Source organism: Subtercola vilae (assembly GCF_004923255.1).
In the GTDB taxonomy this organism is placed as follows: Bacteria; Actinomycetota; Actinomycetes; order Actinomycetales; family Microbacteriaceae; genus Subtercola; species Subtercola vilae.
In genome coordinates, this window is the sequence record NZ_QYRT01000034.1 from 1 (window position 1) to 13,801 (window position 13,801).

At 66.3% G+C, this 13,801-nt stretch carries 13 protein-coding genes; 11 read left to right on the forward strand and 2 right to left on the reverse strand.

What is annotated here, in order from left to right:
- Window positions 1-201: hypothetical protein (locus D4765_RS14500; protein WP_136643018.1), on the reverse strand; the 201-nt coding region annotated here is incomplete at its 3' end.
- A 126-nt stretch (window positions 202-327) separates the two neighbouring features.
- Window positions 328-975: a GntR family transcriptional regulator gene (locus D4765_RS14505; RefSeq protein ID WP_136643019.1), complete on the reverse strand. Its 648-nt coding sequence runs from the start codon at window positions 973-975 to the stop codon at window positions 328-330.
- A gap of 146 nt (window positions 976-1,121) precedes the next feature.
- Between D4765_RS14505 and D4765_RS14510 the strand changes: the two genes are divergently transcribed.
- From D4765_RS14510 to D4765_RS14560, 11 genes are all read left to right on the forward strand, one after another.
- Complete coding sequence (locus D4765_RS14510; RefSeq protein WP_136643020.1) at window positions 1,122-2,765, forward strand: ABC transporter substrate-binding protein; 1,644 nt, start codon at window positions 1,122-1,124, stop codon at window positions 2,763-2,765.
- Between the two features lie 95 nt (window positions 2,766-2,860).
- Window positions 2,861-3,877 carry an ABC transporter ATP-binding protein gene (locus tag D4765_RS14515; protein WP_136643021.1) on the forward strand — a complete coding sequence of 339 codons (1,017 nt, stop codon included), beginning with the start codon at window positions 2,861-2,863 and terminating at the stop codon, window positions 3,875-3,877.
- On the forward strand, window positions 3,874-4,869 hold the full coding sequence (locus tag D4765_RS14520) for an ABC transporter ATP-binding protein (protein WP_136643022.1): 996 nt from the start codon (window positions 3,874-3,876) through the stop codon (window positions 4,867-4,869). The genes D4765_RS14515 and D4765_RS14520 overlap by 4 nt, the downstream gene beginning before the upstream one ends.
- On the forward strand, window positions 4,866-5,789 hold the full coding sequence (locus D4765_RS14525) for an ABC transporter permease (RefSeq protein WP_136643023.1): 924 nt from the start codon (window positions 4,866-4,868) through the stop codon (window positions 5,787-5,789). Before D4765_RS14520 ends, D4765_RS14525 begins: the two co-directional genes overlap by 4 nt.
- A 4-nt stretch (window positions 5,790-5,793) precedes the next feature.
- Window positions 5,794-6,726 (forward strand): ABC transporter permease, encoded by a 933-nt coding sequence (locus D4765_RS14530; RefSeq protein ID WP_136643024.1) that lies wholly within the window; start codon window positions 5,794-5,796, stop codon window positions 6,724-6,726.
- A 26-nt stretch (window positions 6,727-6,752) separates the two neighbouring features.
- A complete protein-coding gene (locus D4765_RS14535) occupies window positions 6,753-7,940 on the forward strand; it encodes a Gfo/Idh/MocA family protein (RefSeq protein ID WP_136643025.1) in 1,188 nt (395 codons plus the stop codon).
- The gene (locus tag D4765_RS14540; protein ID WP_136643026.1) at window positions 7,937-9,460 is read left to right on the forward strand and encodes a TldD/PmbA family protein; all 1,524 of its coding nucleotides are present in this window, start codon (window positions 7,937-7,939) and stop codon (window positions 9,458-9,460) included. Before D4765_RS14535 ends, D4765_RS14540 begins: the two co-directional genes overlap by 4 nt.
- Window positions 9,457-10,881 carry a TldD/PmbA family protein gene (locus tag D4765_RS14545; RefSeq protein ID WP_136643027.1) on the forward strand — a complete coding sequence of 475 codons (1,425 nt, stop codon included), beginning with the start codon at window positions 9,457-9,459 and terminating at the stop codon, window positions 10,879-10,881. Before D4765_RS14540 ends, D4765_RS14545 begins: the two co-directional genes overlap by 4 nt.
- A complete protein-coding gene (locus tag D4765_RS14550; protein WP_162849206.1) occupies window positions 10,881-11,834 on the forward strand; it encodes a DUF4438 family protein in 954 nt (317 codons plus the stop codon). The genes D4765_RS14545 and D4765_RS14550 overlap by 1 nt, the downstream gene beginning before the upstream one ends.
- A complete protein-coding gene (locus D4765_RS14555; RefSeq protein ID WP_136643029.1) occupies window positions 11,827-12,753 on the forward strand; it encodes a DUF4438 family protein in 927 nt (308 codons plus the stop codon). The genes D4765_RS14550 and D4765_RS14555 overlap by 8 nt, the downstream gene beginning before the upstream one ends.
- Entirely contained in the window at window positions 12,750-13,772 is a 1,023-nt protein-coding gene (locus tag D4765_RS14560; protein WP_136643030.1) for a D-2-hydroxyacid dehydrogenase, read from the forward strand. The genes D4765_RS14555 and D4765_RS14560 overlap by 4 nt, the downstream gene beginning before the upstream one ends.
- The last annotated feature ends 29 nt before the right edge of the window (window positions 13,773-13,801 follow it).

Below are 13,801 nucleotides of genomic sequence, written 5' to 3' on the forward strand. Positions count from 1 at the left end.
CTCAGCCACCTCCCCAGCCAACCGCACACGCAACCCGTCCACAAGACGGCCCAGCTTCTCTGCGTCTGCGATCCGTGACAACAACGCTTCATCGGCAAGCCCGAAGGGCGCGGCAGCCCCACACCACGACGACAGCAGACCAACCAGCTCGCCGAAGCTCGCCGCGTCAGCAGCAGGAGAAGTGATGGCCGATTCGTTCATGACCCAAGTCAACCACCAACCACTGACATTCACTCAACATTTAGGGCCCATATCGACCCTCTCAGAAAAGAATCTCAAAATTCTTTTCCGGCAGGTCAAGCAACAACGACAAACGACTCAAACGACTCAAACAATGGTGCTGAGCCGCCCATACCCCGACCCGATGTGCACGTCGATGAGCTGCTCGAACGCGGGGTCGTGCCGCTTCAGGATGGCCTCGATGAGTTCGGCATGCTCTTCGACGATGATGTTGTGATAGTCGTCGACTTTGACCCGTCGAGCCAGCAGGAAGAGAGCGACCTGCCATTTGATGGCGGTCCAGGCGGTGTAGAGGCGGGAGTGGTCAGCCATGATGAAGACCCGCTCGTGAAAGTCGAGGTCGAGGCGCACGAGTTTGGCCTTCTGATCGCTTTTCACGGCGAACTGCATGTCGGCGATGATCGCGTTGAGGTCGGTGATGGCCTCGGGGGTGACGCGTTCCATGGCGCGCGCCCAAGCGAGCTTCTCGAGTGAGATGCGCAGGGTGGAGAGCTCGAGAAAGTCTTGCTGGGAGAGCGTGACGACTGACGCGCCCTTGTAAGGGAGTGAGACGACGAGGCCCTCTTGTTCAAGATGCAGCAGCGCTTCGCGGATGGGGGCCCGGCTGACACCGAGGGTGGTCGAGAGGCTCACTTCGCTGAGCCGCTCGCCTTGGGTGAGGCGCCCTTCGAGTATCTCTTCGCGCAACTCGTTGACTGCTGCGCCAGAGAGGCCAGCTCGGGAGAGTGTGTCCATGCGAATACCTTACCGACAAAATCTGCTGCGTAGTAGATTGTCGACAGTCTGCAGATTTGTGCTAGCGTGGCTCAATCAACAGCGCTTCAGATCAGTCGGTTGCTTGCTCCCTCAGGAGTCCGACTCCAAGAGATTAGGGGTAATTCGTGAAACGAAGCTTGCGAGTCGGGCTGCTGGGAGCAGCTCTGGCGATCGCACTGACAGCCTGCACCGCAGCCGGCACCTCCGGCACCTCCAGCACCGCGGGGGGAGGCTCGGCCAGCGCCGCCACTGCCCTCTATGGCGGAACAATGACCACCGCCGCTGCGTCTGATCCGGAGACCTTCGACCCAGCCGTCTGTACCGGAGCCACCTGCTGGAACATCATGCGCATGGTGTTCGACCGCCTGTACGACTACGACGGTTCGACGAGCAACCTGAAGCTGCAGGCCGCAGCTGACTTCCCCTCTGTCAGCGCCGATGGCCTCACGTACACGATGAAGCTCAAGTCGGGCCTGACCTTCTCGAACGGGGCCCCTGTCACCGCGAAAGACGTGGCCTACTCGTACGCTCGCGTTCTCGACCCCGCCACCAAGGCCGGGCTCGCCGAGTTCTGGAAGGGCATCGCCGGTGCTGACGCGTACGCTGCGAACCCGACCGGTCTGCCGAGCGGCATCGTGGTCGTCGACGATCTGACCCTCGCTATCACCTTGACCGCACCGAACTCGTCGTTCAAGTACGTGCTGGCGATGCCGGCCGGCTCGATCATCCCGTCGGGTACCGGTTCGACCGTCAGCACCGCTCCTGTTGGTTCTGGCCCGTTCACGCTGGCGAAGTTCGAGCCCGGCGTGCAGGTCATGCTCGACCGCAACCCGAAGTACTGGGATTCGCCGCGGCCGTACGTCGACCACGTGCACATGATTCTCGGTGTCGACCCCGACAATCAGGTGCTGATGCTGCAGAAGGGCGACATCGACCTGATGGGCAGCCCCATTCCGCCGGCGAAGTTTCTTCAGGTGACCACAGACGCCAAGTACAAGGCCCAGATCGTGACGATCGAGAAGCCGAGCACGTACTACCTGACGATGAACATGAACACGCCTCCGTTCAACAATCCGAAGGTTCGCGAGGCCGTTTCGTACGCTTTCGACCGCACGGGCCTGCTGAAGCTGGTCAATGGCCAGGGCAAGCCGGCGACCGAGTTCATTCCGCCGGGAGTGCTCGGCAACTCGGGCGAGACCATGACGCAGGATCAGAACGTGGCCAAGGCGAAGTCGCTGCTGGCCGAAGCCGGCTACCCGAATGGCTTCGACACGCAGTTCTACGCCTGGAACGTGGCACCCTTCTCGGCACTCGCGCCGCAGATGCAGCAAGATCTGAAGGCCATCGGCATCAACGCCGACCTTCAGACTCTCGCACCGAACACGTTCTCTGAGCTGGCCGGTTCGGGCAAGGCGCCGCTGGCGCTGACCTTCTGGGTTGCCGACTACCCCGAAGGCTCTGACTTCCTCCAAGCGCTGCTCTCGTGTGCGACGGCTGTGCCCCAGGGCCAGAACTTCGCCTACTACTGCAACCCTGCGATGGATGCGGATGTCCAGCAGGCGCTCGCCGCAACCGACCCGGCCACGGCCACCGCGAAGTACACCGATGCGTCGAAGCTCATGCTCGCCGACAACCCGGTTGTTCCCCTGTACTTCGGAACCAAGACCGAGATCCGCGGTGCGAATGTGGGCAACTACTTCCCGCAGCCGATCTGGGGCTGGGACATGGCCGAGTACTGGAAGGCTGACGGTACGAGCTCTCGCTCGTAGCGGCGCCACAGCGCCGCAGCCTCGCCACGAAACCGCGCCGTTGCCGGTGGCCCTCCTGCCATCGGCAACGGCGCTCCCTCCCGAAAGGAAGCGCAATGTCAGCTCTTCTCGAAGTCTCCGATCTTGTTGTCGACTTTCCGACCGCTGCAGACGGTGTGTTCCACGCCGTCGATTCGGTCTCGTTCACAGTGAGTGCCGGCGAGCGAGTGGGCATTGTCGGCGAATCCGGTTCGGGTAAGTCACTCACCTCGCAGGCGCTCATGCGCCTCGTGCCCGAACCCGGTACGGTCTCGTCGGGCTCGGTGCTGTTCGAGGGCGCCGACGTGATGGCGTTCAGCGCGAAGAAGCTGCAGAAGTGGCGCGGTTCACAGACCGCCATGGTCTTTCAAGACCCGATGTCGAGCCTCAACCCGCTGATGCGTATCGGCCGTCAGATCACCGAATCGTTGCAGAAGCACCTCGGCTTGTCGAAGGCCGAGAGCCGCACCCGCGCCATCGAACTGTTGCAGCGCGTAGGCATTCCCGATGCCGAGTCGCGCCTGAGCGACTTTCCGGGCGCGTTCTCGGGCGGCATGCGCCAGCGCGTGTGCATCGCCATCGCCACCGCCTGCTCGCCCAAGCTGATCATCGCCGACGAGCCCACTACGGCCCTCGACGTGACCGTGCAGGCGCAGGTTCTCGACCTGCTCGACCACATGGCCACCGAGCTGAACACCGGCGTCATTCTGATCAGCCACGATCTCGGCGTCATCTCGAGTTTCTGCGACCGCATCCTGGTCATGTACGCGGGCCGCATCGTCGAAGAGGGCACTGCCGAGCAGATCGTGGGCGACCCACAGCATCCCTACACAAAGGCCCTGCTGAGTTCCATTCTGCGGCTCTCCGAACCCATCCCCCGGCGACTGAAGCCGATCAGCGGTGCCCCGCCCTTGGCGGGTCAGCGGGCATCCGGATGCTCCTTCGCCCCTCGATGCGCTCTGGCGATCGATGCCTGCAGAACCCTCGACCCTGCTCTCGTGCCCGCGTCGAACGCCAGCCCGGGCCAGAGGGTGGCGTGCGGAGTGGCCGCACCTGCAGCCTTCGAACTGGCAGATGAGGTGACCGCAGCATGAGCACCGTTCTTTTGGAGGTCGACGACCTCGAGGTCACCTTTCGGCGCTCGGCCGGCCCCGGTCGACGGGCGGCATCGGTTCCGGCAGTGCGTGGGGTGAGTTTTCAGCTCGAGGCTGGAACCACGCTCGGCATCGCCGGGGAGTCCGGCTCGGGCAAGAGCACCATCGCCCGCACGCTGATGGGCATCAACAAGCCCTCTGGCGGGTCGATGCGGCTGAACGGCGCCGATGTGGGGGCTCTGCGCGGCCGGGAACTTGCTCAGTACCGCCAGACAATGCAGATGATCTTTCAAGACCCGTACGACTCGCTCGACCCACGCATGAAGGTGTCAGAGACGCTGCTCGAGGCGATCAAGCTGCGAAAGAACAAGCCGGCCAGCCCGTTGAACGAGGTCTACCAGCTGCTCGAGAAGGTAGGGCTGTCGAAGAGCTTCGCCTCCCGGCGACCGCGCGAGCTCTCGGGCGGCCAGCGCCAGCGGGTGTCGATCGCCCGTGCGCTGTGCGTCGACCCGCGCCTCATTCTCTGCGACGAGGCCGTCTCGGCACTCGACGTCTCGGTGCGTGCGCAGGTGCTGAACCTGCTGAAGGACCTGCAGGAAGACCTGGGGCTCGCGTACCTCTTCATCTCGCACGACCTTTCGACGCTGCGGTTCATGGCCGACTACGTGGGCATCATGTACCTCGGCAAGATCGTCGAGCTCGGCACCCGTGACGAGATCTTCGAGCGCCCCCAGCACCCGTACACGCGTGCCCTGCTCTCGGCTGTGCCCGAACCCGTGGTCATCGACCGAACGGTTCGGTTGCCGCGGGTGCGGCTGACGGGTGAGCCGCCGAGTTCGACCAACCCGCCGACGGGCTGCAGCTTTCACCCGCGCTGCCCGCTGGCCCAGGAGATCTGCCGAACGACCGCCCCCGCCCGCCGGGTGACGTCGTCGGGCCAGCTCGCGGCCTGCCACTTCGCCGAACCCGAATTGGTGGTGGCAGAAGCATGAGCGAGGCAGTTCCCGCCGCGGCGGCCGTCGACCCGCTCGCCCTCGGTGACAAGCCGGTGCGAGCCCGCGAAGTGCTGCGCAGCCTGAAGAAAGACCCTGCGGCCCTCGCTTCGATCGTGGTTCTGCTCGCGCTCGCTGTGATCGCTCTCGCCGCCCCGCTGCTCTCGCCGCACGACCCCCTGCAGACGTTTCCCGACATCGGGCTCGGCCCGCAGGGCCAGCCGCTGCCGCCCGGAACCCCCGGCTTTCTGCTCGGCACCGACGCGCTCGGGCGCGACGTGCTCTCTCGCCTCATCTACGGCGCGCAGGTCTCGCTCGTGATCGGCATCGTGGCCAACGGGCTCGCCACGGCTTTCGGAGTTCTGGTCGGCATCGTGGCCGGGTACTTCGGCGGCGTGGTCGAGGCCATTCTGATGAGAATCACCGACGTGGTCATTTCGTTTCCGATCCTGCTGCTGTGCACTGCGCTGATTGCCGTGACCACGCGCAGCACGTTCAACGTCATCATCGTGATCGCACTCATCTACTGGACGACGCTCGCCCGCATCATCCGGAGCATGGTGGTGTCGTTGAAGGAGCGCGAGTTCGTGGTGGCCTCGCAGACGCTCGGGCTCTCGCACCGCTCGATCATGTGGCGGCACATTCTGCCGCACCTGGTGCCGGCCATCATCGTGTACACGACGCTCGGTGTGGCCTCGAGCATTCTGATCGAGAGCGCGCTGTCGTTTCTCGGCATCGGGGTTCCCATACCGCAACCCTCGTGGGGCCAGATGATCTCCGACGGCAGTACGTACTTTCAGATCGCCCCGTGGATGCTCTTCATTCCTGGCATCTGCCTCATTCTGACCGTGATGGCGTTCAACCTGGTGGGCGACTGGCTCTCTGACATGTTGAACTCCCAGACCCCGCTGGCGAGGTGACGGCATGATCTGGTGGATTCTGCGACGGCTCGGGCAGATGCTGATCGTTCTGTTCGGCGTCGTCAGCCTGGCCTTTCTGTTGGTCTATGCCGTGCCGGCCGACCCTGCGTCGACCCTGGCCGGCCCGAATGCGAGCGCGGCGACGATCGCGTCGATCCACGCGCAGCTCGGGCTCGACAACCCCCTCTGGCAGCAGTACTTCGGCTTCATCGGCCGCCTGCTCACCGGCGACCTCGGCACATCGTATGTGCTGCGCGAGACACCGGTCTTCGGGCGAATCGTCGCGGCGCTGCCGACCACGCTGATGGTGGCGGTCGGCGGAATCCTGTGGCAGATCATCCTCGGGGTGCCCGCCGGCATCTTCGCCGCATACCGCCGTGGCAGCTGGGTCGACCGGCTGATCACCTTTCTCTCGCTGATCGGGCTCTCGGCTCCGCCGTTCTGGCTGGGGCTGCTGCTCATCTACTACTTCGCGTTCACCTGGGGCCTGTTTCCGCTGAACGGACTCGGTAGCCCGGTGTTCTGGTACCTCGTACTGCCCACCTTCACCCTCGGTGCCGGCGGTGGTGCGTGGTACGCCCGCATGACCCGCACGAACATGATCGAGACCCTCGACTCGCCGTTCGTACGCATGGCGCGGGCGAAGGGGATGCCCGAACGCGTCATTCTCTGGCGACACAGCTTCAGGCACATCGCTATTCCGTTGCTCACCATGATCGGCCTCGACTTCGGCTACTTTCTGGGCGGCGTGGTGATCGTCGAGACGGTCTTCGGCCTGAACGGCATCGGCCGGCTCGCTTTCGACGCCATCTCGAACCTCGACACCCCGATGATCGTGGGCACAGTGCTCTTCGCCGCGATCTTCATCGTGGTCGTGAACTTCATCGTCGACCTTCTGTACTCCGTGATCGATCCGCGCGTGCGGCTGAACAGCTGACGCACCCCACCTAAGGAGATTCACCCATGAACACACCCAAACTTCGCGTGGCCGTCATCGGCGCTGGCCGCTGGGCCGTACGTTCGCACATCCCCGGCTGGCAGCGCGACCCGCGCGTGGAGGTGGTCGCGCTCGCCGAGATCAACGAAGAAGCCCTGGCCGCGGCCGCCGAGGAGTTCGGCATCGCCCGCGCCGTGACCGACTACCGCGAGTTGATCAACGACCCCGACATCGACGTCATCGACGTTGCCACCGGCAACCACATGCACTTCGAGATCTCGATGGCGGCCATCGCCGCCGGCAAGCACGTGCTCTGTGAGAAGCCCGTCAACAGCGACTACCTCGAAACGCGCCGCGCCGCCGCCCTGGCCGCCGAGATGGGTGTGAAGACCAAGCTCGGCTTCACCTTCAGGTTCGCCCCGGCCATCCAGTTCGCCAAGCACCTCATCGACACTGGGTACATCGGCGAGCCGTACATGTTCAACGGCTACGAGCAGAACAGCCAGTGGATCGACCCGCAGACCCCGCTTCGCCAGGTCGACCTCGAGGCTTCGCCCGACCGCATCGCCGTCTCGTCGATCGAAGGCTATGGCGCACCGATCATCGACATCATGCACTGGTGGGTGGATGCCCCGATGACGAGTGTCGTCGGAACCATGCGCAACTTCGTGCCAGAGCGCATGGTGCGCGACACCGGCAAGATGCAGGCGATGAACATCGACGACGGCGACATGTGGATCGCCGAATTCGAGAAGAACCGGCTCGCGTCGATTCAGTCGTCGTACGTCACGGTGGGCAACTACCCCGGCATCGAGGCGCGCATCTACGGCTCCGAGGGTGCGATCATCGTGCGCCTGGTCGAAGAGGCTGGCATCTGCCAGACCATCAAGGTGGCCAAGAAGGATTCGGTCGAGTTCGTCGAACTCGAGATTCCGCAGGAGTTCTTTCCTGAGGGCGGCGTGTCGACCGAGCAGTGGCCGTTCCTCTTCTACTCGAACCTGGTCAAAGACTTCGCCACCGAGATTCTGAGCGGCGACGACTTCAACCAGGGCAACTTCGACCAGGGCGCGCTGGTGCAGGAGACCATCAACGCCTTCGAGAAGTCGTTCCGCACGCGTGCGTGGTGCGACTTCCCACTGGCCGTCGAGGCCGCTGTTGTCGAGGGTGCTGCCGCCGGCGACGGTGCCGAGAACCTCGAACTCGCTCGCTCATGAGCGCCGAGCGCACTCTGGCGCGGCCGAGCGTCGGCCACGCGGCGCATCACTGGGGCGATCTGGCGAACGACGCTGCGGCGGCCGAACTGCTGCAGTTCGCCCTGGCGGCCCTGGATGCCCGGGGTGTGAGTTACGCCGACGTTCGCCTCATCGAGGCCGAAGAACTGCGGCTCTACACCACACTCGATGCCGGGCTCGATGAGCGAATCGAGAACAACCTGGGCGTGGGCATCCGGGTGCTCGTCGACGGCAGCTGGGGGTTCGCCTCTGTACCGGTTTCGAGCACGGCCGACATCACCTTGGCAGCCGAACGGGCGCTCAGCAACGCGCGGGCTGCGGGTTCGGTGGCGAACGCGTACCGCACCGAATTGCCGCCCCTGCCGGCAGCGAGCGGCAGCTACCTCAGCCCGGTCGAGACCGACCCGTTCGCGGTGGCTGCCTCAGAGCGCTACGAGCTGCTCGGGCAGATTCTGGCGGCGGCCAGCGCGCCAGTCGAGATCGTGATGGCGCAGGCCGGCCTGAACGCGAAACGCCAGCACCGGCACTTCGCCAACACTGAGGGGTCGGTGCAGCACCAGCACTTCATCGAGAGCGGTGCCATGGCGCTCGTGAATGCGGTCGGTAACGGCACGATGCAGCGGCGCTCGTTTCCGAACTCGTTCCACGGCAACACTGCTCAGGCCGGCTGGGAGTACGTCGAGGGCCTCGACATGGTCGCCGAGGCCGACCGCATCGGCCGGGAGGCGGTCGAACTGCTGACCGCCCCGCTCGCCCCGGCGGGCTACGCCGACTTCATCATCGGGCCGGCGCAGATGGCCCTGCAGATCCATGAATCGACCGGTCATGCCCTCGAGCTCGACCGCATTCTGGGCGACGAGGCGAACTACGCCGGCACGTCGTTCATCACGGCCGACGCGGTGGGAACCCTGCAGTACGGATCAGAGGCAGTGAACATCACCTCCGACCCGACGGTGCCCGGCACTCGAGGCTCCTTCGGTTTCGACGATGAAGGGGTGCCGGCCTCCCGGCAGCCGCTCATTTCGCGGGGAGTGATCACGAACTTTCTCTCGACCCGTGACTCGGCGGCGCGCATCGGTGCAGAGACGACGGGTGCGGCGCGCTCTGACGGCTGGGGCTACCTGCCGGTCTGCTTCGCGACGAACGTCTTTCTCGAGCCCGGCGAGGGTACGACGGCCGAGCTCGAAGAGCGGCTCGGCGACGGGTTCTACGTCGACGACAACCGCAGCTGGTCGATCGACGAACGGCGCCACAACTTTCAGTTCGGCACCGAGGTGGCGTACGAGGTGAAGAACGGTCGGCGCGGCCAACTGCACCGCGGCTTCTCCTACGGTGGTACGACTGTCGAGTTCTGGAACTCGGTCGAAGCCGTGGCCGGCCCGTCGGAGTTCAAGGCTTTCGGCATGCCCTGTGGCAAGGGTGAACCGAAGCAGTGGGGTTTTCTCGGCCACGGGGCATCGCCCACGCTGGTGCGCAACGTTCGAATCGGAGTGGACAGATGACAGACACGGCCAACGACATCTTCGCCCCCGCGTTCGGTGGCGACCGCGCGACGAGCGCACTCGAAGAGGCACTCGAATCGGCACCGGCCGACCGCATCGAGGCGTTCATCACCTCCCGGCGAGGCGACTTCACCCGGTTCGCCGGCCAGCGCATCCACCAGAGCCAGGCCATTGACGAGGTGCAGATCATGGTGCGCGCCGAGGTCGACGGCCGGGTATCGCGTGCCGCGGCCAGTTCGTTCGGTGCGCTGCGGGCCGCCGTCGACCGCAGCTGCGCCGCCGCAGCGCAGCAGGCGGCAGACAAGGTGACGCCGGCTCCCCGGCAGACGCCGTTGGCCGACCCTGGGGCCGATCTCGGTGCGAGCTCGTTCGACTCGGGCATCCTGTGGGGAGAAGACACCGCTGCATGGTCGGTCGGTGAGCACGCTCGCCTGGCCGACCGCGCGATGAACGAAGCCCAGGCCCTCGGCGGTGTGGCGGCCGGCATGTTCGGCCGAGCGGTGACCGAGGTGGCGTTCCACGATCGGGAGGCGCACCTCTCCCGGCACGCCTTCGCGTCAGAGGCGCAGGGCTCGTTGACTGTGCGCATCGACGATGGGTCGTCGCACTGGAAAGACCTCACCCGCTTCTCAGACCGGCTCGGCGCTGACGCCGCGATCGACCGAACGCTTTCTCAGGCCTCTCGTACCCGGGGCCGCGCGAAACTCGAGCCCGGCAGATACGACGTCGTGCTCGGCCCGCTGGCCGCCGGTGAGCTGCTCGACTTCTTCGGTGCCTTCGGGTTCACCGGGTCTGCCCTCGGGGCCGGCTTCGGTACCGTGGCCACCCGCGGCGGCGAACAGGTCGCCTCTCCCCTGGTCTCGGTGCACGACGATGCGACGGCCGACATCGGCCTGCCGTTTCCGTTCGACTTTCAGGGCACCTCGAAGCGTGACGTGCCGATGATCTCGAACGGGCGCGCCCAGTCGGTGGTCACCGACCGCGAGACCGCGTTCGCGCTGGGCTCCGAGTCGACCGGCAACTTCCACATCGCCCGCGAAGAGGCTCCGCACGCCATTCCCATGAACGTCGTGCTGCGGGCATCCGACTCCACCGAAGACGACCTCATCGCCGGCATCGAGAACGGCGTGTACCTGCAGCGGTTCTGGTACACCCGCACGGTCGATCCGGTGAACACCACCATCACCGGCGTCACCCGCGACGCCTGCTTCATGATCGAGAACGGGCGCATCGCCTACCCGGTCGAGTCGATGCGGTTCACGATGAGTGTTCTGGATGCCCTGGCCCGCGTCGACGGCGTGGGCACCGATTCGCTCAGCCAACCGCTCATGAACGTCTTCAACGGCTCGGCTTCGTCGCCGGCCATCCGGGTGCGCGGTTTCTCGCTGGGCACCGCCCCGGTCTCGAAAGGAAACGCCTGATGCCCCTCGCGACCAACGCCGACCGGCTCGTCACCCAGACCCTGACCGGCGAGGTGTGGCCTCCGCTGGCCGACCGGCACGGCTACCGGGTCGATGCCGACGGGCATCCGTTTCTGCTGCCCGGCATGGGCGGGGTGAGCATGGCCGCGCACATCGGCCAGGCCGCCACAGGGTATGCCAGCGACCACCTCGAACCGGGGCTGTCGATTAGGCACGCCAACGAAGGGGCGAACGCCGCGCTGCAGTTTCTGAGCTGCGTGGGCAACCGGGTGACCGTGCGGTCGGGCCCGGCGACGGGCGCCACCGGAACAGTGCTCGGGCAGCACGCGTACGTGCTCGCCGACTTCGCCGACGACGTGCTCAGCCTCGTCACGACGGGTGACCGCGTGAGCGTCGACGCCGTGGGCCAGGGGCTGCGGTTTCTCGATCACCCCGACGTGCGGGTCAAGAACCTCGACCCGGCGCTGGTCGACCGCCTGCCGTTCAGTACCGCGCCCGACGGCACGCTGGCGGTCGAGGTGGCCCGGCGCGTGCCCGCAGAGGCGGCCGGCGCCGGCGGCGGAATGCTGTCGGAGTTCGCCAACACCGACCTGATGGGTGCGTACCCGGGGCTCTCAGAAGACCTGTCGCTGGGGCTCGAGACGCTGCGCATCGGCGACCTCGTGCTGCTCGAAGACCAAGACCACTCGTACGGCCGCGGCTACCGGCCCGGCTGGGTGACGGTGGGCCTCATCTCCACGGGGGAGTGCCGGTTGTTCGGGCACGGCCCAGGCCCCTCGACTCTGCTGTCGGGGCCCGCGTCGGCCTTCACCGTCACCGAGAGCGACTCGGCCAACCTGGCCAACGCGCTGTCGCCGGCCGCTGCCGCACACTTCGTGCCGGGCGCTGCTGCTGCCGCCACTGCTGCCGCCACCTCACACCCCACCTCGAACCCGGAGCGCACCCATGCCTGACCTCGTCGCGAACAATCTGCTGGGCATCGCCGAGCACGCCGCACTCACGCCGATGGTGGCGTACCGCATCGATCGCGACGGGCACCCCTACGTGCCCATCGGCGACGGCGGCATCGTGCAGGGCGTGCGGCTGGGTGATTCGGTGTTCGCCACCGATGGAGACCATGTGGCCCCAGGGGTCACGCTGGTGCATCCGGATGCCGGTGCCCGGTTCGCCCTCACAGCCTTCGCCTGCATCGGCAACGAGGTGATCGTGCGGTCGGGGCTCGCCGCCGGCAGCATCGGGCGGGTGACCGGCAAGCGCGGCGAGAGCGGGCGGGTGATCGCGCTGCTCGACGACGACGCCATGGCGAAGCTGCTGCCGGGCGATCAACTGAGCGTGCGTGCGGTGGGCCAGGGCTTCGTTCCCGACGGTGTGCCGCAGGGTGTCGCGGTGCTGAACGTCGACCCCGAGCTGTTCGCGCTGCTGCCGTTCGCGGTTACCGGTGCTGGTGACGACGATGCCGATACCGGTGCTGGTGCGGTCGCTTCAGATGCCGTGTCGGTCACGGTCGCGGTCGCGGGGGTGCTGCCGAGCAAGGTCTGTGGCAACGGCATCGGGCGCCCCGCGCAGATGTGGGATGTCGACCTGGCCGTGGTCGCCGACTCACCCGACCTCGGAGGCCGAACCATGCGCCTCGGCGAACTCTGGGCCATTGAACACCTCGATGTGCGCCACAACATGGGCTACCGGCGCGACTGGGTCACCTTCGGAATCATCTGCCACGGCGGCTCTCCGCTGCCGGGGCACGGGCCGGGCCTGGTGCCCATCGTCACCGGCCCGCGGAGCGCGTTCCGTCTCGAGGTTCAGGATGCCGACGCCGCGCCCGCACTGACCGACGCCGTGCTGGCGGCTCTCCCCTCCAGGGCCCGCTCATGACCACGAAGGTTCTCATCTCCACCTACCTCGAGCCTGCCCTGGTCGACCTGATCAGAGCGGAGCCCGACGTCGAGGTGCTCTACGCCCCCCAACTGGTGCCCGTGCCGCGGTATGCCTCCGACCACACCGGTGTCGCGCTCCAACTGGGCGCCGACGACGAGAAGCGCTGGCTCGACCTGCTCGCCCAGGCCGACGTGGCATTCGACTTCGACTGGCGCGACCCCGCGGCGCTGCCGGTGAATGCTCCCCGGCTGAAATGGGTGCAGGCCACGAGTGCCGGCATCGGTGCCTTCATGAAGCGCACCGGCCTCGACTCCACGGGGCTGACAGCGACCACTGCGGCCGGCGTGCACGCCATTCCGCTCGCGGAGTTCGCCCTCACGGGGGCGCTGCACTTCGTGAAGGGTGTTCCGCACCTGAAGAACCAGCAGCGCCGCCGCGAATGGCGGCGGTACACGACCCGGCAGCTGGCGGGGATGCGGGTCTCGGTTCTCGGCATCGGGGGCATGGGCGGCAACGTCATCGCGGTGTTCAACGCCCTCGGTGCGCGGGTCACCGGCATCGGCCGGGTCGGCGGGTCGTACGAGCTGCCGGCGGGTGTCGAGCAGAGCGATATCGGCCGCCTCGCCGAGGTACTGCCGCGCACCGACATCCTGATTCTCTGCACGGCCCTGACGCCCGAGACCGAGGGGCTGATCGGCCGCGACCAGATCGCGCTGCTGCCCGACGGCGCCATCGTGGTGAACATCTCGCGGGGCCAGGTCATCGACGAGCAGGCCCTCATCGATGCGCTCCAAAGCAAAAAGCTGCTCGGGGCGGCCCTCGACGTCGTCAACCACGAACCCCTCGCCGACGACTCACCGCTCTGGCAACTCGAGAACGTGATGTTGTCGCCGCACTCCGCCTCGACCCTCGCCTCAGAGAACGAGACGCTCACAGCGCTGTTCATCGACAACCTGAGGCGCTGGCGGGCCGGCGAGCCATTGAAGAACCTCTTCGTGAGCGAGCGGGGCTACTGAGCCGCGCTCGGCGGGCGTTGAGCTGCAGA